We start from the raw sequence: 20,772 nt of genomic DNA, 5'->3' as shown, positions 1-20,772 counted from the left end.
TTAGTTACCGTCCAGATTTATGTCAGTGGTTAGGTGTAAATTGTAGGTTTAATCTTTTCAGGAAACTCGAAGTTTTGATGACAAACCAAACTCTACAATTTACGTGTAGTGCTAGCTAATCACTACAAAGAACAAGATACAAGATGACAAAAATCTTTCGTTTAACAGGGCTCTTGCGCTGCAAACAAAGCAGTGCTTTATTTTTGCTCATATACCCCCGCCCAACGGTGACATCCATGTCGCCCCAAGGTAGGATCACCATCTATGATTGAAAAGCACAACAACGAATTAATAATCAACAGTTTCTCAATGTTCATACAAAAACATAAGCTTTATTTATGCTCAATGAATTGATTAAAATTAATTCTATGAATAATTAGGTGGTTTAACTATAGAATTTTGGCGGGCTTCTTTCAATTTGTATATTTAGTATGAATGACTAATTGATAAATAAGTCATAGCCCATGCGACTAATTAAAAATACCAGTAGAATTAAAAAGAAAATACGAATAAAACCACTTCCATATTTAAATGCTAAAGCAGTACCCGCAAGAGAGCCTAAAACATTGCAAACTGCTAAAATGATGCCTGCCATCCATAAAATATGACCAGAAGGAATAAAGAAGAACATGGCAGAAATATTAGTGGCGACATTGACCAATTTTGCAGATGCAGAAGCATTTAAAAAATCAAAAGCAAATACTTTCACAAACAGAAAGAGCAAAAAACTGCCGGTCCCTGGGCCAAAAATACCATCATAAAATCCAATTAAGGCGCCAAAAAATAAACCTAACGCAATTTCTTTCTTACCCGTCTGTAAAACAGTATGGATTTTACCTAAGTCTTTTTTGGCAAAGGTGTAGATTGCAATCAAGATCAGTAAAAAGAATACGATATAACGCATCAACTCTTTAGGAATCAACGAAACGGACATTGCACCTAAAAAAGAAAATATAAATGCTGCCAACATTGTCGGTAGTATAAGTTTCCAATTGATCGTAACTTTCTTAAAGTAAGCAAATGCAGAAGATACAGTACCTGCCATGGCAATGATTTTATTGGTTCCAAAAACTGTGGCGAGACTTTGATTGGGAAAGGCATGCATTAGCGCTGGGAGTAGAACTAATCCACCTCCACCCACCGCAGCATCAATTAAACCAGCACAAAAAGCGAAGAAGCCTAAACTCAGAAGTATTGTCTCGTATTCCATTACAGATTGTTCTAACTGTTATTTAAGAGAATAATCATAGAATATATTCAAATAAAAGTAATTAAAAAGCGCTAATCTCAATCTATGAGATTAGCGCTTTCGTTTTAAATGCTTTGTAAATTTACACGTTTTTCAAAAATTAGAAATCAACAGACGTTTGTAGATAGAAAGTACGCGGCTGTCCTACATATTTACCACCTGTAGAGTCAGAGGAACGAGTAAAATATTCTTGATCAAATAGGTTTTTAATCCCGCCTGCCACTTTTAAACCGTAAAAATCTTGACCAAAATCATAAGCTGTACGTACCGCAAAAGTTGAATAACCAGGGATATCACCATTACGGCCATCTGCTGTTTCAACAGTTTGGTAAACATTGCCTGATCCCGGCGCATGTTGTTTAGATTGAGCAAACATATCAGCATTGACAGACCATTTGTCAAAGCTATAACCAAGGCCTAAATTTCCAACATGTCTTGAATAATAAGGTAAGTCCTTACCATCAAATTTACCTGCCTCAGACACTGCTTTGGTAAATGTATAGTTACTGTAGACTTTTAAGCCTTGCAGCGAGTCGTAGAGATTACCAAAGTCATAACTGAGACCAAGCTCTACTCCTTTATGACTGGTTGCACCTAGATTGGTCCATATGCCCGTACCAATATTATCAGGGCGTTCAAGTAATAATTCTTTATCAAAGTCTAAATAGAACACTGTAAATTCTGCATTTAAACCATTGCCTAGGTATTTGGTACCGATTTCATAGTTGTTGGATTTTTCAGGATGGAGACCATCTAAAGTGGTTATAGCTTTGTTGCTTTCGACTTTAGCCAACTGGTTATATTGCTGAGGGCCAAAAGAAACCGCTGCATTAGCAAAGACATTCCATTGTTCATTGAAATTGTATTGCACTGCAAGGCTTGGTAAAAACTCATCAGAATTAATTTTTGGATGCACCGTATTTATGAATTTACCATTTTGGTACGCGGTATAATCATTATGGGTTTTAATTGACTCAAAACGAACACCTGGAGTAAGGGTCAATGCACCGAGACCAAAACGGTTATCAATATACACAGCATGGGCTTTAGTTCCACCTTCACTGCTCGTGTTGGCAAGGCGTTCACCCGGTGTGCCTGTAACAGTGTTATATTGTGCTGTACGACCAGAAAACTCTGAACTGTCTTCTTGCAAGTAGCGATAACCTACCGTGACTTCATTATTCATATTGCCCAAAGTGTAGGCACGTGAATAACGCGGTTCAATGCCAAAATATTTATAATCACGTGGAGAGTTACTAATTCGACTATTTGCAGTACCTTCTACAGCAGACTCCAGATCACTGGTACGAAATGAATCGACATAATAACCAAGGATTTCAAAGTTATTTAATTCATCTTTATGGCTATATTTAACAGAAACATCTGAACGACGACCTGCAAAATAGTTACGGTATTGGTTCGACTGGTATGGGTTTTTGGCATAATCTGCAGTTGTTAAGCCTTCGGGCATTTCGCCACGGCCTTCATAGTGATGCAGATTAAGTGCAATCGAATCCGCATCTGTAAATTGATATGACGACTTTAACATCACGTCATCGATATCTATGTCGTTATTGGCTTCGCGATAGCCATTTCCTTTGGTTCCTGAATAAAGTAGCGCAAGGCCTAAACCACTATCCATAGTACCGCCGATAAAGAGGTTTGGACTGTACTTGAGTTGATCGGTACCTGTGGCGAATTCTGTAGTTAAACCAACAGAGCCTGATAGTTTTTCAGGGATTGCACGGGTATTAAAGTTGATAATCCCACCCACGTTTTGAGGCCCAAAGCGGACTGAACCTGCGCCACGAACAACGTCTACAGATTCAATATTGCCCATTGAAACAGGTGCCATAGACAATTGTGGTTGACCATAAGGTGCGAAGGATAGAGGGACACCGTCCATCAATACTGTAGAACGAGGTGATAGGCGAGAGGTTAAGCCACGGACACCTAGATTGAGAGAAACATCACTACCCCCTGTGCCATTGCTGTCTTGAACCTGAACACCTGGCACTTGTTTTAACGCATCACGTATAGAGGTTACCGCAGATTCGTCCATTTTTTTGCGATCGATAATGGTACGTGCACCTGCATGCTTGTGAACTTTTTCAGCATTGGCAGCTTCAAGCCAGTTTCCTTCAGCTTGTACGGTGATTGTTTTAAGTGTTTGTGTTGACGTTTCTTGATTGTCTTCGGCAAAGGCAGCATTGGATATAAAGCTAAGTGAAACAGCAATTGCAAGGCTGAGATGTGAGGGTTTAAACAGAGTGAAGTCAGGTGTTCTTTGGCTTGAAATTTTCATAAAAAAAATAGGCATTTGGAATTGTGCGTATCTTAATCTCTTCAAACATATTTTTAAATCAGGATGATTATCATTTAAAACTATTGTTTAATTCAAATTAATAGATTTTTTAATCAAAGATTCACTTTTTTATATTGCAATCGCAAATTTATATAGCGCAATAGCAAAAAACCGTGCATAAGCACGGTTTATATAATAATCAAAAACTTATTTAAACTGGATCGAACCATTGGCATTGACTGTGATTTTTGATTCTCCCGCTGCCATATTTTGACCACCAACGGCATCGGCAGCTTCGAACTTAGCCATAGATGCACGCGCTGCATATACTGGTTGCGGATAAGAGTTACTGGTGTTGATGTTGATATTGACCAAGTTATAAGACGATTTATTCCACGCTTGCGTTAAAATTTGCGCACGTTGCTGAAAGTTCTTTGAAGCTTCAACCATCAACTCATTTTCAACTTTTTTACGTTGTTCATCAGACACTGTGAAATTAATCGATTGTGTTTGGAAGCTAGTTTGCAATTCGTTGATTAATTGGCTTGCCGCTTTAAAATCTTTACTTTCAATTTGAATTTCTGCACGACCACGCCATTCTTTCAATTTTTGGTTGTCATTGTCATAAACAGGGTAAGTGGTTTGTGAGCCTGTTTCGACTTTAACTTGTGGATACTTTTTGGAAATGCTAATGGCTTGATTCATTAACTGGGTGATTTGAGAAGATAACTCAGCAGGTTGCTTGTTGTTTTTCTCAATAAAAAGTACAGCATGCATTTCATCATTAGACACCTGACGTGTCGCATCTGCTTGAACGTTGACAATATTGTAGTTTAACGGGTCATTTTCTGCTGCCATCGTCATTGTGCTCAGTGTGGTTCCCAAGAGTAAAGTAGTTAAAGCTAAATAACGCATAATGAATCCTTAAAATTGTTTGACTAAATTTTATGACCGAAAGATATATTGTATAAATTGAATCTGTTTTTAATCATAAATCTGGTTTGCGGAAAACTATGGCAGATTTTGTGGTGCATTTGTAATAATTTGCATATGAATTGCAATTTTATTTTTAGTAAAATTTTTTAAAAATTAAAAGCTTATCAAGTTTGATTGTGGTAAAAAATGATCAGAGTGGTTGAGATTTATAAAGTGATTTTAATTATCGGCTTTTCTTTGCTTTGTCACATAGTATGATGATAATAACCAATTAGATTTAGCTAAATGTTTTTTTCGATAAATGGAGTGTGGATAAGTACATAAAAGATATTTATTTTCTTGTAAAAAACTGTATTATCGCGCTCCTAGTTATGAAGATTAAAAGCACTCTAACTAGATTTCTATAAAGCACCGAGTCAAAGGACCACAAGTCACCCGACTTATTTCTTTCAACCCATATCAGAGATGGTAATTCGATATGAGCGTTACTTCTGTAAATCCTGCTGCCACTTCCACAAACGAATACTACTTGACTCGCCAAAGTCAGATGGAATCGAATGTTCGTAGTTATCCACGTAAATTACCGTTAGCGATAGCGGAAGCACATGGTTGTTGGGTTACCGATGTTGAAGGTACAAAGTACCTCGATTGTTTAGCTGGGGCAGGAACATTGGCATTAGGCCATAACCATCCTGCGGTGATTAAAAGTATTCAAGACACTTTAGCGAGTGGTCTCCCTTTACATACTTTAGATTTAACAACGCCTTTAAAAGATGCTTTCACTGAAGCACTGCTTGCACAACTTCCGGGTGGGCAAGAAGAGTATTGCTTACAGTTCTGTGGCCCATCTGGTGCAGATGGTACAGAAGCAGCGATTAAATTGGCGAAAACCTATACAGGTCGCAATACAGTTATCAGTTTCTCTGGCGGTTACCACGGGATGACTCATGGCGCGTTAGCGATGACAGGTAATTTATCTGCTAAAAATGCGGTAAATGGCTTAATGCCAGGCGTACAATTTATGCCATACCCGCATGAATACCGTTGCCCATTGGGTGTTGGCGGTGAAGCAGGTGTTGATGCCTTAACTTATTATTTCGAAAACTTCATTGAAGATGTCGAAAGCGGAGTAACTAAACCTGCAGCTGTGATTCTTGAAGCAATTCAAGGTGAAGGCGGTGTGGTTACTGCACCAGCGAAATGGTTGCAAAAAATCCGTGAAGTGACTGAGCGTCATAACATTGTTTTGATTTTGGATGAAGTTCAAGCGGGCTTTGCACGTTCAGGCAAAATGTTTGCTTTTGAACATGCTGGTATTGAACCTGATGTTGTGGTGATGTCAAAAGCAGTGGGTGGTAGCTTACCATTGGCTGTTTTGGGTATTAAACGGAAGTTCGATGCTTGGCAACCTGCAGGTCACACAGGGACTTTCCGTGGTAACCAACTTGCAATGGGTACTGGTCTTGCAACGATCAATACCATTAAAGAGCAAAACCTTGCACAAAATGCGCAACAACGTGGTGATTTCTTACAAGCTGAATTGAAAAAATTAGCGCAAGAATTCCCATGTATTGGTAATGTTCGTGGTCGCGGTTTAATGATCGGTATCGAAATTGTGGATGAACGTAAGCAAGCGGATCATATGGGTTCTCTTCCTGCGGATTCACAATTGGCTGCTGCAATTCAAACAGCATGTTTTAACAATAAATTATTGTTAGAAAAGGGCGGCCGTAGCGGTACAGTGATTCGTTTACTTTGCCCATTGATCATTACCCAAGAAGAATGTGAAGAAGCTATTGCGCGCTTTAAGAAAGCAGTTGCAGAGGCTCTTATTGCAGTTCGAGGCGCTTAATTCATGGTAGATTTTGCAGAACATCGTAAAGCGTTACTCTGCAATGATGCTCAATCTATTGCTGACTATGAGTCAGCAATGGGTGAGGCGACTAAAGCGGTCGCAGCATGGTTGCAAAATGACAAAATGTACACAGGTGGGAGCATTAAAGAACTTCGTGAAGCGATTTCTTTTGCACCATCTAAACAAGGTCTAGGTTTACACCAATCGCTTGAGCGTATGGTTGAGCTTTTCCTGAACAAAAGTCTAAAAGTACATCATCCGCACTCTTTGGCACATTTGCATTGCCCAACTATGGTGACAAGTCAAATTGCTGAAGTATTGATCAATGCGACTAACCAATCAATGGACTCATGGGATCAAAGCCCAGCAGGTTCTTTGATGGAAGTTCAATTGATCGACTGGCTGCGTCAAAAAGTAGGTTATGGTGCAGGTCAGGCAGGTGTATTCACTTCTGGCGGTACCCAATCTAACTTGATGGGTGTATTGTTAGCACGTGACTGGTGTATTGCCAAGAACTGGAAAGACGAAAATGGTCTGCCTTGGTCTGTGCAACGTGATGGTGTTCCAAGTGACGCCATGCGTAATGTCAAAGTGATCTGTTCTGAAAATGCACATTTTTCTGTACAAAAGAACATGGCGATGATGGGCATGGGCTTCCAGTCAGTTGTGACTGTTCCAGTCAATGAAAATGCACAGATGGATGTTGATGCGCTAGAAAAAACCATGGCGCATTTACAGGCTGAAGGCAAAATTGTTGCTTGTGTTGTTGCGACTGCTGGGACAACCGACGCTGGTGCGATTGATCCATTGAAGAAAGTGCGTGAAATCACCAATAAATACGGCGCGTGGATGCATATCGATGCAGCATGGGGTGGTGCACTGATCTTATCGAATGACTACCGTTCAATGCTTGAAGGTATTGAATTGTCTGATTCGATTACATTGGATTTCCATAAGCATTATTTCCAAAGTATTTCATGTGGTGCTTTCTTGTTGAAAGATGAAGCGAACTATCGTTTCATGCATTATGAAGCTGAATATTTAAATTCTGCTTATGATGAAGAACATGGTGTACCGAATCTAGTGTCTAAATCTCTACAAACTACACGTCGTTTTGATGCGTTGAAATTGTGGATGACGATTGAAAATCTAGGTGAAGAGCTTTATGGTTCAATGATTGACCATGGCGTTAAGCTAACTCGTGAAGTAGCAGATTACATTAATGCTACTGCTGGCTTGGAAATGCTGGTTGATCCACAATTTGCATCGGTATTATTCCGTGTAATACCTGATAATTATCCAGTTGAATTGCTTGATACTTTGAACCAAAACGTTGCAGATGAATTATTTGCGCGCGGTGAAGCCAATATCGGTGTAACTAAAGTTGGACAGCTTCAATCTTTGAAAATGACGACTTTAAGTCCAGTTGCAACTTTAGAAAACGTTAAGAATCTTCTTGCCTTGGTGTTAGAAGAAGCTGACCGAATTAAAGATGCGATTGCTGATGGTACTTATACGCCTGCAATTGACTAGATTGATATCCAGTTGATTTTGATGCTTGAAATTGATTGATTTTATTTAAAAAAACGCCCAATGAATTTCATTGGGCGTTTTTTATTTAAGGGTGTTTTGATCTAAAATATAGTCAATCTGTCAAAAACTTAGAAGCAAGAATATAATCTCTTTTAATTAAATCAATTGCCTGTAAGAATGAATTATTTGCTTATAAATAAGCTTGCAATGCTACACCTTACATTCAAAGTTTAAATACCTTTGCGTAGGCGATGCCTCACTTTTCAGAGATGAAAAGATGACAAAAATCTTTTGTTGGGTGAGAGGTACATCCTGTACCTCCACCCAACGGCGACATCCATGTCGCCCCACGGTAGGATAACCATCTAGAATCCAAAAGAACAAAAAACGAATTGATAACCTAGTTTTTAAAGTTCATACAGAAACATAAGCTTTATTTATGATCAAATGCTTGTTCATAAAAAAGAGATCTCATCGATCTCTTTTATTGAGTATGGGGCGTTAAAAATTACACATTGAGCTATTACGGGTAAGATCAGGTCCCCAAGTACGATAACCTTGAGTATCAATATGGATTTGTCCTGAAGCATATAAGCCTAAGCCCATGTTTAAACTTTGGCCATACTGCGACCAGAACTGACATAATTTGAATTTTGTATGTTCAATATACGCATAATCTTGAGGTTGCGGATTTTCCGGCCCAATACGGAAATCAATGGCTGAATTGAATAAGTGACGTGAAGATCCAGCACCACCCGCACATTGGTTTAAAGGTAAGTCTCGATATACCGAGGTTACGGTAAAATCAGTCAGAACTTTAGATGCAACCAAGTATTTAAATACTTTTAATGTCGGTAATTGATTACTCCAAAGCTCACGGCTTGGAATCATATATTCAGACTTACCACACTTGTCCCAATCACGCGCAGTTTTAAATAACTCGAAACTAGGAATAATATTTCCAGCATTATTTTGTTCAAGGAAACGTTCATAATCACGTGCACGTGACTGATTGTCTCCATAGATCAACCATTGGCGATAAGATGAAGGCATCGTTTTAGGAGGAATTGGTCGCTCAATCGTAATTTTTTCTTCGGGAATGTAAATACGCTGACCATGCGACGTGCTAATTGTTGGATTCTTTTGAGGGGAAGATGTACATCCAGCCAGAATCATTGTAGTAACACCGACAGCAAGTAAACCTTTCAAAATAAATTTCATTCTCAATATTAGCTAAAAGCAAGTAACGGGTTATTTTAGTCTAGTTTGGTGCGTGTAATATGGATAAATTGCAAATAAATGTACAATTTACATATTAAAATGCAAAAAGATCAGCCTAAGCTGATCTTTTTTATACAATACTTATTTTTCTAAGTATTGTAATTTATCGGCTTTACCATTCCACTCTTCACGATCCTCAGGTTGATCACCGATTTGAGTAATGTTTGGCCATTTTTGAGCAAGTTCAGCATTTAATTCAATAAATACTTCTTGACCTTCAGGGAGTTCATCTTCAGAGAAAATTGCATTTGCAGGACACTCAGGTTCACATAGCGCACAGTCAATACATTCGTCTGGACTAATGACTAGGAAATTTGGACCTTCATAAAAACAGTCTACTGGACATACTTCTACGCAGTCTTGATATTTACACTTAATACAATTTTCAGTGACAACAAAGGTCATGGCGTCAGCTACCTAAAAATATGGTTCTAATTAATAATGCTGTATTTTAGGGAAAACGTCGCAAACTAACAATTGCTTTTATTGATATTTAATATAGAAGAACCTGCTAAATCAATTTTTTTTATAGAAAATTCTTCTAACTTGTGATGAATTATACATTTTTAAAAATAGGCGCTATTATTTTGATGTCGCCATAGGTGAAAAAATGCTAAACATATTCAAAAAAGAACATAAATATGAGACTAAATCACATAAGTGAAATGGGGTAATTACTTTTATGTGTTGTTTTTTTAGTCAGCTATCATTTTTAGAATTATTTGGAACTGTATTTTCAGGATCAGTAATGTCATCACAACGTATAGATAAGATGAATATCTTCAGGTTCTAATTCCAATAACTGCTGATCAGGTTTTTCTAAGACAAGCGCGCCTTGTTTAAGATAAAAGTCGACAGTGCGCTGGGTTGGTGTTGCTGAAATATATAATTGTTTTGCACCAAGTTGATCGGCTGATTTTATCGCTGAATGCATCAGCTGTGTACCAAGACCAAGGCCTTGATGATTTGCATCAACATAAAAATACTGTAATAGCTTTGCTTCTGGATAATCTGCGATGACTTGATTAGATACCAGTTGGACACCAATTAATCTATTCAATTGATTGAATGCACCCACACATAGCCCACCTTGAATAAGATGTTGCTTTAATACAGGGGGATCATTTGCTAAATGATATTCATCCCAACTTTGCACATCATAAAAACAATCGACTAAATGTAATTTTTGCTTTTGTTGTAGATACATTTGAGTGATTAATTCACGTCGATCAATGTGCTTCCAAATGAAGTCTATGTCAGAAAGCTGCAGGGGCTTGAGTGAAATATTGATATTATTCTCCTAAAACTTAGCACTCAATCACCTAGTATGAAGTGCTTTTAATTATCGTCTAGATTGGTATTTAAAGATCAATAGACTCAAGTTATTTCCAGTCTAAGTAAAGGAATTTTAAACCTGCTTAGACTGGGTAGTTGTTATTGCTTATGCATTTAGTGCCGCTTTTAATGCATAGAGGTGATCAAGTGCTTGGCGAGGCGTTAAATCATCGACATCAATATTTGCTAAAGCATCGAGTATAGGTGATGACTTTTCAACTTCGACGACTTTTTCAATTTCAATGATTTGTTCAAACTTTTCAGGTTCAACGGTTTCAACTTCAGCAAATAAGTCATTTTGCACAACGGATTGCAACTGTTGCTGTTGTTGTTTCTCTAAAATCTTTAACCGCTTTTGGGCTTCTTTAATCACTCCTGCAGGAATTCCTGCAAGTTTAGCAACTTGTAAGCCATGACTTTGACTGGCAGGACCTTGTTGCACTTTATGCAATAGAATCAAATTACCATTTAACTCTTTGGCCGTCACATGGTAGTTATCAATAGCCACTTCTTTTGAAAGCTCAGTTAATTCAAAATAGTGCGTGGCAAAGAGGCATAGACATTTGATTCGTTTGGTCAGATCAAGCACACATGCCCAAGCTAGAGATAGCCCATCATAAGTACTTGTACCACGACCAACTTCATCCATAAGTACCAAAGATTGATTGGTTGCATGATGTAAAATTTGAGAAGTTTCTGTCATTTCCACCATAAAGGTAGATTTACCTGTAGATAAATCATCAGCAGAGCCAATTCGAGTAAATATACGGTCAATCGGTCCTAACTTAGCCGTTTTAGCAGGAATGAAACTGCCACAATAGGCTAGTAAACTAATGAGTGCAGTTTGACGCATAAAGGTTGATTTTCCGCCCATATTCGGCCCGGTAATGATCGCCATTCGATGATTGAAATCGAGTAGGGTATCATTGGGGGTAAATGGCGTTTTACTGAGTGATTCGACTACAGGATGACGACCTGCTGTAATTTTAATCCCGATTTCTGGGCTATACTCTGGCCGATTCCAATTATTCAAACGGGCTTGATAAGCAAAGTTTGCCAATAAGTCGATATGGGCAATTGATGCGCTCATCATTTGTAAATTGCCAATATCAGCTCTTAACTCGTCTAACAACATTTCAAAGAGTAGTTTTTCTCGAGCAAGCGCACGCGATTCACTTGAAAGAACTTTATCTTCAAAGGATTTTAACTCAGGCGTGATATAACGTTCGGCATTTTTCAGCGTCTGACGGCGGATGTAATGATCAGGTGCTTGTTCAGCTTGAGCACGGGTAAGTTCGATATAGTACCCACTGACACGGTTATAACCAATCTTCAGGGTATTGATGCCCGTGTTTTCTCGTTCTTGGATTTCTAAATCAATCAGGAATTGACCTGCGTGATCACGGATTTTACGCAATTCATCAAGCTCAGCGTCAAAGCCTTCTGCAATTACATTGCCGTCGCGTAATAATACAGGCGGGTGTTCAACAATTGCGGACAGCAATCGTTGATGTAACCCATTAAAATCGCCTAATTCTTCATTTAATTGAATGATCAATTTAGATTGTTGCTTCTCAAGAATAGGTCGAATAGCATGTCTTAGGAACGGGATTTGTGCACAAGCTTGACGAAGCTGTACCAAATCACGAGGACGCGCACTGCCAAGCGCAATGCGACTCAAAACACGTTCAATATCCCCAATTTCTTTTAAAACTAAGCGAACAGGACTTTCATGATAGCCTTTGAGTAAAGTATCTGTCGCATCTAAACGTGAATCTAAAATTTGAGTATCACGGATCGGTTGCATCAATGTACGTGCTAGCAATCGTCCACCCATTGCAGTCTGGCAGTCATTGATCAAGCTAAACAGTGACGTACCATGCTCAAACAAAGGATCAATAATTTCTAAATTGCGGCGTGTAACTGGGTCAAGTGCAATAAAATCCGAGCTTTGTTCTAATTTAATTGAGCGGATATGCGGTAATGCCGTTTTTTGAGTTTCTTTGGCATAATGAATCAATGCAGCAGCAGCTGCCTTAGCCAGTGGTAAGTGGTCAATACCAAAACCAGAAAGTGTAGAAACTGAGAATTGGTCACATAAGGTTTTTTGTGCATTATTTAAATTAAAATCGACATTTGGCCGTTTGGTAATTGGACATTCAATTTGTCTTTTAATGTCTTCAATAATATTGGGGTCAACAATATCTTCATCCACCAATATTTCACTTGGCATTAAACGTGCCAATTCAATTGCCAAGCTCTCAGACTTGAAATCTTGCTGTTGAACTTTAAAAATACCCGCACTTAAATCCAGCAGTGCCATCCCAATTTGATTTTGTTGAAAGCATATTGCAACAAGATTAGATGCTTGGGTTGCGGTTAAGAGGGCATCATCGGTCAATGTTCCAGGGGTAATGATTCGTACCACACCGCGTTCGACAGGACCCTTACCAGTCACTTCACCAATCTGCTCACAGATAACGACAGCTTCGCCTTTTTTAACCAAACGAGCTAAGTAACCTTCCGCCGCATGGTATGGAACACCCGCCATTGGAATAGGTTCACCATTGGCTTTACCACGATGAGTGAGGGTAATCCCCAAAAGTTTTGCGGCTTTTTTTGCATCGTCAAAAAACAGTTCGTAAAAATCGCCCATGCGATAGAACATTAAAGAGTGTGGATGCTGCATTTTGACTTTTAGATATTGCTGCATCATTGGAGTGTGGGAGGATAAGTCAGCCATTGTTTCCATGCTATTCATGTATATTAAATCTCTAAATTTAAATAATAAATAAGTTTATTTTGAAAGTTTGGCTATCTAACCAATTCTAACAACTTCTGTGCAAATCTGACCTAAGTAAAGGAAAAAGCATAGCTTTAGTTTACTTTTATTAGTGCCAAAATTGAGTCAACAATGTGTGAGGAAACAAATTGATTTCTCTCTCGATCGCCATCTTAACAAATTGAGGCTGATTCACAAAAAGGAATCAGAAGATGAGTGCGGAAATTAGCAATAAAAAGAAAGTGGCATTATCTGCTCGTACTATTGATAAAATGAAGAGGAGAATGCCGTAAAGAGTGATATTGGTGAATATTATGATTTGATAGTGATTTGCGGAAAGACTAGATTGAAAAGTTTCGTCTACCGCGATAGGAGCCCAATAGATAATTCATTGAAAAAAATTACACTGGGTAACTATCCTATCATTTGTTGGGGCACGAAAACTCAAAGAACAAATTGAAACAAGACGTACTTTATATGCTGATGTAGTTACGGTTTTAGGTCATAAACAAGCTGACCGTGTAATGAGAAAGGACATTGTCGATTTTATTAAAAAACTATTGATCGTGGAGCTCAGGTACAAGCAGGGCGTCGGTTATCAGAGTTAATCATTGCCTATGATTATGCAATCGGTTTAGGTTGTTTTTCTGAGAGTTTTGCTAATCCAGCTTTGCTAGCCAAATCTAGTTTAAAGCAAACGGGAATAAAACTCTAGTAAACGCACAAGAGTATTATCTGATTTTGAACTTAAACAGGTGCTTGCTTGGTTACCTATATTTGGGTTTTCTAAACATCATAAAAGTATATGACATATAGCTCTTTAGACTGGTGCAAGTAGAGGTGAGATTTGTTCAACTGAATGGAAGGATGCAGTGAGCAGTCCAAGATCTGAAAGTTCTGTATTGACTGCAGTTTCAATCATGAATTTTTTAAAAGCTGCTGTTATTTGGTTTAAGTCTTTTGGAGTTTTTAGACCTTTAGCCAATTCAGCAGCCATACTTTTGATTGTTGCTTCAGCCATGTGAAGTACCTTATGTAATTATCCTCTGAAGGATAAATGAAAATTAAGCACTTACACAAAATTTAGAATAGTTTCAGTTCTAATATTTACCAAGATGACTCTAATTGAATACCAAAATTAGAACCATTGCTGAGATTATTAAAACTGCTATCAACATAAAGTGAATCTCTCAGCTTCTGCTCATTATCATTCCAAAATGCATAGGTATAGTATAAACGTAACTCAGGTCGGTCATAAAAACCGGTTCCTTTCATTGACCAAGTTGGGGCAAAGGTCAATTTGGTTAAATTACGGTTTCGGTTATTATTATCCATCTGATCAAATCCAATTTCTGTTGAAATCTTAAAGTGATCTTGGATGACATATGCGACACGAGAACCTATCGAGAACCATTCGCTATCATCCTGATTTTTGAATTGATCCTTTTGGTATAGGAACTGGGCCTGCCCATTAAACTTCTTATTGTCAGTTTCCCAATCCAGAACTTCGATAAATCTTAGTGAGGAGTTATCTCGTTTAAGCTCAGGATTACCTGTATAACTTAACCCCATTCCAGAACCTTCACCATACTGCAGCGCAACTGTATTCTTACCGTTGAGAACATTAGTGGTGATATTCTGAAGGGTTAATGCCCAACCTGTATGATCTCCGTCGACAACCGATAAACCCGTATTGAGCTTGTTGGTACTATTAAGCTCGATACCTTTAACGGTAAAATCATGTCGGTTTATGTATTCCTTCTGGAATAAATTATCCTTTCTGGAAAACACATAACTTAAAGACAAGTCTTTCACTTTATAGTCATCAATACCAAATCCTGTACCACTTTGGTTCCAATAGAAGTAATCTGACATATTGATATCGTTACGATTGTAATAACGTCGCCCTGCCCAGAAATTACCCCCATTTAGAAAGGAAACATTAGTCCAATCTAAATAAATTTGGGGCAAGCGAGTAAAACCATTTTCACCATTAAATGTTAATGCTTGACCATATTGGTTATAAAATGCTGCCATAGCATTAATATTAATTTTGGAGTTGTCTGAAAGGGTCAATAAATTTTGAGAAGCAGCAAGCTCTCCATATTGTTCACATTCATTACCAAGACGATACTTGGAAGGTGCTCCAGTGAGTTGAAAACACTCTTGTGTCTTTCCATTGTCAGTTACCCCCATTCCGGTACGGAAATAGCCGCTAAAATCCGCAGCAGAAGCAATCTGAGATAATAAAAAAACTGTTGTTCCAACAATCCATGGGGTTCTTTTCATTTTAAATTCCTTTTTTTAAGCATGAGTTTATCTAACCCCACTTATAAATTAAGTAGGGTTGGATAGAGGGATGACACGGGGATTTACTTAATTCGGATTAGTTCCGTTATAAGCATTTTGTAGCAAATGACGGATCGCATTCTTCTCGATAGGTTCTGGGTTCCAGTATGGATTTGCTAAAGCGATATCCGTTGCTTTATCCAAATCTGGTTCTGTTAAACCTAATGATGCGAGTGAGAGGGGACCGTCAAGGTCTTTTATTAGATTAAATAAAGCTTTTGCTGCTGTACTTTCGGTAGGGGCATTTAGTGCTCTTTTAATACGTTGCATTGCTTCTGGCGCAGCTTTCTCGTTATATGAAATAGCGTGAGGTAGTACAACAGTATGTGTAGGAGCATGCGGTAAGTTAAAACTTCCACCTAATGTATGGCAAAGCTTATGGTGAATTGCCATACCGACATTACCTAAGACATACCCACATAACCATGCTCCATAAAGACATAAACTTCTTGCCTCAACATCCTGAGCATTATTTTTTAATTTACGTAGGCCATCGGCTAAAGCACGTATTCCTTCTTCAGCCAATAGTGACATAATTGGATTACCATTCTGTGCATATAAACCTTCAGCAGCATGTGCAATCGCATTAATTCCACTAGTAATTGACATTTCTAGTGGAAGAGTTAGTGTCAATTCGGGGTCATAGATAACTGTTTTAGGAAGGACGCGAGGATCTTTCCCTGTTTTCTTGATACCATTTTCAGTAATTCCATAGACTGGAGTCATTTCGGAACCAGCATATGTAGTAGGAATTGCTAAAATAGGTAAATCATATTCTAAAGCAATAGCTTTACCTAAACCCGTTGTGGAGCCACCACCAACAGCAATAGCGCAATCGGCGCCCAATTCTTTAGCTACTTCTCGAGCTTCTTTAGCTGATTCAATGGGTACGTGCATTACAGCTTTCGAATAGATGCCTACTGAAACATCCCCTAAAATTGAAGAAATTTTTTCGGCTAATTCAATTTGCTCTGGTGTGCACAAGACTAAAGTTTTTTTTGCACCTAATAGCTCAATCTCTCTTTGAAGAAATTGGATAGAACCAGCACCAAAAATGACTCTGCTTTGAGGAATATCATAAATAAAATCAGTATTCATAGTTTTCTCTCTTAAGGTAGTGGGGTCGGCTGGTAAGCATAAAATAACCATTTGTTATTTTCTTTTTTCCAAACAGCTAAGGATTTATTATGAAGTTTTTTCTCAATGCTACCTGCAACAAGTTCAGAATGCATTTCTCCAAAAACTAAGGCAAGATCACCAAAAACTTTAATTTTATTAATTGGATGGGTAATCCATTTGTAATCGTAAACCCCTCCAAATAACTTATTTAAATATGATTCTTTGGTATCCGTTACACCACTTGTATGTGTATAAATCATATCTGGGTGAGCTAATTTCGAAAAATCTTCATATCGTTTCTCAACGATAGATTTAAATCTCTCATCTTCCAGAAGTTTAATCAAAATATCTTCCATATTAATTACATTTCGTTATCAAACATAATTTTATCCTAACGATTTTTTTTATTTTAAAAACACTGATTTAGAAAAATATATTTTCATTATTGGAAGAATAAAAATAAAAAATCTCTATTTTAGCAAGTAGGATAATAATGAATTGTTCTTTGTAAAATTTTTAAATAAAAAGTCATATCCTACATAAAGCAGGATATGACTTTTTATTTACAATTAATTAATTTTTTCAATAACTAACGCAATCCCTTGCCCGACACCGATACACATTGAACATAAGGCATATTGCCCCTTGATCTGTTCAAGCTGATTTAGGGCAGTGGTCACCAGTCTGGCACCTGATGCGCCCAAAGGATGACCTAAGGCAATCGCCCCACCATTAGGATTGACACGTGCATCATCATCTGCCAAACCTAAATCACGGGTGACAGCCAAAGCTTGGGCAGCAAAGGCTTCATTTAGCTCAATCACATCCATTTGCGCTAAACTAAGATCGGCTTGTTTAAGTAGTTTCTTAATCGCAGGCGCGGGTGCAAAGCCCATAATTCTTGGTTCAACCCCCACAGTGGTTGCTGCAATAATTTTGCCTCGTGGTTTTAATTGGTATTTTTCTACAGCTTCATCTGAAGCAATCAATAAGGCCGCTGCACCATCATTAATTCCCGATGCATTACCCGCCGTGACCGTGCCATCAGCTTTGACCACACCTTTAAGTTTTGTCAGTGCTGCTAAAGTCGTTGATGCACGTGGATGTTCATCGGTATCCACAAGCACAGCATCGCCTTTACGCTGGGGAATAGTGACAGGCACAATCTCATTTTGGAAAAAACCTTGAGCTTGTGCTGCCGCAGTACGTTGTTGGCTATTCAGCGCAAACTGATCTTGATCCGCACGGTTAATATTGAATTGCTCTGCCACGTTTTCAGCAGTTTGTGGCATGCTGTCCACACCATACAATTCTTTGAGCTTTGGATTGATAAAGCGCCAGCCCATAGTGGTGTCTTCAATCTTTTGACTGCGTCCAAAAGCACTGTCCGACTTACCCATCACATAGGGCGCACGGCTCATACTTTCTACACCACCGGCAATGATTAAATCAGCTTCGTTGGCTTTGATGGCGCGAGCTGCCATGGCAATCGCATCCAGTGATGAACCACATAAACGGTTCACTGTAGTGGCTGGCACTTGATAAGGTAAGCCTGCCAATAATGCTGACATACGCCCGACATTACGGTTGTCTTCACCGGCCTGATTGGCACAGCCATAAATTACATCATCGACTTGTTGCCAATCTACTGTTGGATTACGTTGTATCAATGCTTGAATTGGAATAGCACCGAGATCATCTGCACGTATTGGCGCAAGACCACCGGCATAACGACCAAATGGGGTACGGATGGCATCTATGATGTAAGCGTTTTTCATGTTGTCTATATCCTTAAGCCGGTATCGCGTCAATCAATGGAGCACCCGTCAAAGCCTGTAATTCTTCAAAGCTCAGACCTGCAACTTTTTCAAGCACTTTTAAACCCTCTGGGGTCACATCAATCACGCATAAGTCAGTATAGATACGATCAACACAATGCTTACCTGTCACAGGATAGCTCAGTTCTTCAACAATCTTAGGTTCACCTTGCTTGGTTACATGGTCTGTGGTGATAAAGACTTTCTTGGCCCCTACAGCCAAATCCATTGCACCACCCACCGCAGGAATCGCATCCGCCGCACCGGTATGCCAATTGGCAAGGTCGCCATTGGCCGCTACTTGGAATGCACCCAATACAGCAATATCCAAATGTCCACCACGCATCATGGCAAAAGAATCACCGTGATGGAAAAACGAGCCACCCGTTAGCATGGTGACATATTCTTTGCCTGCGTTAATCAGCTCAGGATCTTCTTCACCTTTGGCGGGTGGAGGACCAAAAGCCAATAAACCATTTTCAGAATGCAGGAATACATCCTTATCTGTTGGCAAATATTTTGAAATCTTGGTTGGTAAACCAATACCTAAATTGACATATGCACCATCGGGAATATCTTGGGCAACACGTTCAGCAATTTGGTCACGGCTTAGTTTTTGGTAGCTCATTGTTATTCTCCATTACCATTGGCTGCATCAACTGCAACCACATGCTGAACAAAAATTCCTGGGGTAATAATATGCTCAGGATCGAGCTGACCCAGTTCAACCACCTCTGAAACCTGTGCAATGGTGACATCTGCAGCCATCGCCATAATTGGACCAAAGTTACGTGCTGATTTGTTATAAACCAAGTTGCCCCAACGGTCGCCTTGATGTGCTTTAATCAGTGCAAAGTCTGCTTTAATTGGATATTCAAGTACGTAGTCTTTGCCATCGATATGTCGGGTTTCTTTACCATCTGCCAATAATGTACCAAAGCCTGTTGGGGTAAAGACTGCACCTAAACCCATCCCTGCGGCTTGAATACGACAGGCGAGATTGCCTTGAGGAACCAGTTCCAGTTCGATCTTGCCTGCATGGTAGAGTTCATCAAATACCCAAGAATCAGACTGACGTGGGAAAGAACAGATGATTTTACGGACTGCACCTGATTTAAGCAGTTTCGCTAGACCGTAATCGCCATTGCCTGCATTGTTATTGACAATCACCAGATCTTTAACGCCAAGTTCAATCAGCCCATCGATCAGCTCTGCGGGCTGTCCTGCTGTTCCAAAGCCACCAATCATAATGGTTGCACCATCTTTGATTTGAGATAAGGTATTTTTTACAGATGCACTAATCTTGTTAATCATTCTATCCAATAACCTTTTGTTTATTTAAAACAAAATCAAATTCCAAAGTGTAAAAAGGAGAGTTTTGCAACTGTCCATTAGGATCTAATCCTTCTTCATGACGAATCCATTGAGCAATTAAAGAGGAGCGAACACCGAATACTGCGTCAGAATCTAAATATTCTCCATTTTCTTTAAAAACATGAGTAACTAAGCGTTGGTAACCAGGAGATGTAATCATAAAATGAAGATGGGCTGGTCTCCATGGATGTCGATTTAAAGCTTTAAGCATTTTGCCTACTGGTCCATCATGTGGAATTGGATAGGCTTCAGGTACAATTGTTTGAAAATGATAATGGCCATCATGATCAGCTTTTAAAACGGCTCGTCCTTGGTATGTATTTAGATTTTCTTTTTGAACATCGTAATAACCATCATCATCTGCTTGCCAAACTTCTATAATTGCGTTGGGTATAGGTTCTCCATTTATACCTTTAATTTTTCCATTCACAAACCAAGGAGTACCCTTAACACCTTCACTTATATTCGAGCCTAATTCTAAAATTGGAGCATTTTGAACATGAAAGGGGCCGAATACGGTAGCTTCTGTACATCCCTGTGGTTTTTTATGGTTCTGAGCAATCACTAGGGTTGATAGGCCTAAAGTATCTGAAAGAAGGATAAATTCTTGACGTGTAGGGCTACAAATTTGCCCGACATCAGTCAAAAATTTAATACCAATCTCCCATTCTTCTTCGGTCAGTTCAACTTCACGAGCAAAAGAATGTAAATGTTTTACAAGGGAATGCATTATATCTTTTAGGCGGTCATTGGATGAGAAGGAGTTGCGTTCTATAACTGCTTGTGTGATTGTTCTTTCATCTAAATTTTTCATTGGCTTTTCCATAAAAAAGTAAC

16 protein-coding genes and 1 pseudogene are annotated in these 20,772 nt (G+C 38.8%); 2 read left to right on the top strand and 15 right to left on the bottom strand.

Annotated features, from left to right (window positions below; all coding sequences use genetic code 11):
- Positions 1 to 439 precede the first annotated feature (439 nt).
- From WFN33_RS16915 to WFN33_RS16905, 3 genes are all read right to left on the bottom strand, one after another.
- Complete coding sequence (locus tag WFN33_RS16915; RefSeq protein WP_336954166.1) at positions 440 to 1,210, bottom strand: sulfite exporter TauE/SafE family protein; 771 nt, start codon at positions 1,208 to 1,210, stop codon at positions 440 to 442.
- Positions 1,211 to 1,349: 139 nt separating this feature from the next.
- Entirely contained in the window at positions 1,350 to 3,554 is a 2,205-nt protein-coding gene (locus WFN33_RS16910) for a TonB-dependent receptor family protein (protein ID WP_336954165.1), read from the bottom strand.
- A 207-nt stretch (positions 3,555 to 3,761) separates the two neighbouring features.
- On the bottom strand, positions 3,762 to 4,469 hold the full coding sequence (locus WFN33_RS16905) for an SIMPL domain-containing protein (protein WP_004721692.1): 708 nt from the start codon (positions 4,467 to 4,469) through the stop codon (positions 3,762 to 3,764).
- Between the two features lie 499 nt (positions 4,470 to 4,968).
- On the opposite strand from WFN33_RS16905, the gene WFN33_RS16900 reads away from it, so the two are divergent.
- Positions 4,969 to 6,342, top strand: a complete 1,374-nt coding sequence (locus WFN33_RS16900) for a diaminobutyrate--2-oxoglutarate transaminase (protein WP_004721690.1) — start codon at positions 4,969 to 4,971, stop codon at positions 6,340 to 6,342.
- Positions 6,343 to 6,345: 3 nt separating this feature from the next.
- Positions 6,346 to 7,878 (top strand): pyridoxal phosphate-dependent decarboxylase family protein, encoded by a 1,533-nt coding sequence (locus WFN33_RS16895; protein ID WP_336954164.1) that lies wholly within the window; start codon positions 6,346 to 6,348, stop codon positions 7,876 to 7,878.
- Positions 7,879 to 8,379: 501 nt separating this feature from the next.
- Here the strand turns inward: WFN33_RS16895 and WFN33_RS16890 are convergent.
- The 12 genes and pseudogenes from WFN33_RS16890 to WFN33_RS16835 all read right to left on the bottom strand — a co-directional run bounded on the left by WFN33_RS16890 (position 8,380) and on the right by WFN33_RS16835 (position 20,749).
- Positions 8,380 to 9,099 (bottom strand): D-Ala-D-Ala carboxypeptidase family metallohydrolase, encoded by a 720-nt coding sequence (locus WFN33_RS16890; RefSeq protein ID WP_004721687.1) that lies wholly within the window; start codon positions 9,097 to 9,099, stop codon positions 8,380 to 8,382.
- A gap of 141 nt (positions 9,100 to 9,240) precedes the next feature.
- Positions 9,241 to 9,564: a ferredoxin FdxA gene (fdxA, locus tag WFN33_RS16885; RefSeq protein WP_004721686.1), complete on the bottom strand. Its 324-nt coding sequence runs from the start codon at positions 9,562 to 9,564 to the stop codon at positions 9,241 to 9,243.
- A gap of 349 nt (positions 9,565 to 9,913) precedes the next feature.
- Entirely contained in the window at positions 9,914 to 10,444 is a 531-nt protein-coding gene (locus tag WFN33_RS16880) for a GNAT family N-acetyltransferase (RefSeq protein ID WP_419328971.1), read from the bottom strand.
- A gap of 156 nt (positions 10,445 to 10,600) precedes the next feature.
- Positions 10,601 to 13,255 carry a DNA mismatch repair protein MutS gene (gene mutS / locus WFN33_RS16875; protein WP_336954162.1) on the bottom strand — a complete coding sequence of 885 codons (2,655 nt, stop codon included), beginning with the start codon at positions 13,253 to 13,255 and terminating at the stop codon, positions 10,601 to 10,603.
- Positions 13,256 to 14,162: 907 nt separating this feature from the next.
- A pseudogene (locus tag WFN33_RS16870) lies at positions 14,163 to 14,297 on the bottom strand (IS256 family transposase); the annotation flags it as partial.
- Positions 14,298 to 14,383: 86 nt separating this feature from the next.
- A complete protein-coding gene (locus tag WFN33_RS16865; RefSeq protein WP_336954161.1) occupies positions 14,384 to 15,565 on the bottom strand; it encodes a maltoporin in 1,182 nt (393 codons plus the stop codon).
- Between the two features lie 87 nt (positions 15,566 to 15,652).
- Positions 15,653 to 16,723, bottom strand: coding sequence for a maleylacetate reductase (locus WFN33_RS16860; RefSeq protein WP_336954160.1), 1,071 nt, complete (start codon positions 16,721 to 16,723; stop codon positions 15,653 to 15,655).
- 11 nt (positions 16,724 to 16,734) lie between these two features.
- On the bottom strand, positions 16,735 to 17,100 hold the full coding sequence (locus tag WFN33_RS16855) for a nuclear transport factor 2 family protein (RefSeq protein WP_336954159.1): 366 nt from the start codon (positions 17,098 to 17,100) through the stop codon (positions 16,735 to 16,737).
- 213 nt (positions 17,101 to 17,313) lie between these two features.
- The gene (gene pcaF, locus WFN33_RS16850) at positions 17,314 to 18,522 is read right to left on the bottom strand and encodes a 3-oxoadipyl-CoA thiolase (protein WP_336954158.1); all 1,209 of its coding nucleotides are present in this window, start codon (positions 18,520 to 18,522) and stop codon (positions 17,314 to 17,316) included.
- A 13-nt stretch (positions 18,523 to 18,535) separates the two neighbouring features.
- A complete protein-coding gene (locus tag WFN33_RS16845) occupies positions 18,536 to 19,189 on the bottom strand; it encodes a 3-oxoacid CoA-transferase subunit B (RefSeq protein WP_336954157.1) in 654 nt (217 codons plus the stop codon).
- Positions 19,190 to 19,191: 2 nt separating this feature from the next.
- A complete protein-coding gene (locus WFN33_RS16840) occupies positions 19,192 to 19,875 on the bottom strand; it encodes a 3-oxoacid CoA-transferase subunit A (RefSeq protein ID WP_336954156.1) in 684 nt (227 codons plus the stop codon).
- A 1-nt stretch (position 19,876) separates the two neighbouring features.
- The gene (locus tag WFN33_RS16835) at positions 19,877 to 20,749 is read right to left on the bottom strand and encodes an intradiol ring-cleavage dioxygenase (RefSeq protein WP_336954154.1); all 873 of its coding nucleotides are present in this window, start codon (positions 20,747 to 20,749) and stop codon (positions 19,877 to 19,879) included.
- Positions 20,750 to 20,772 lie beyond the last annotated feature (23 nt).

The organism is Acinetobacter sp. AS167, from assembly GCF_037152175.1.
Classification (GTDB): domain Bacteria; phylum Pseudomonadota; class Gammaproteobacteria; order Pseudomonadales; family Moraxellaceae; genus Acinetobacter.
This window is presented reverse-complemented; position numbering and strand designations above follow the sequence as displayed.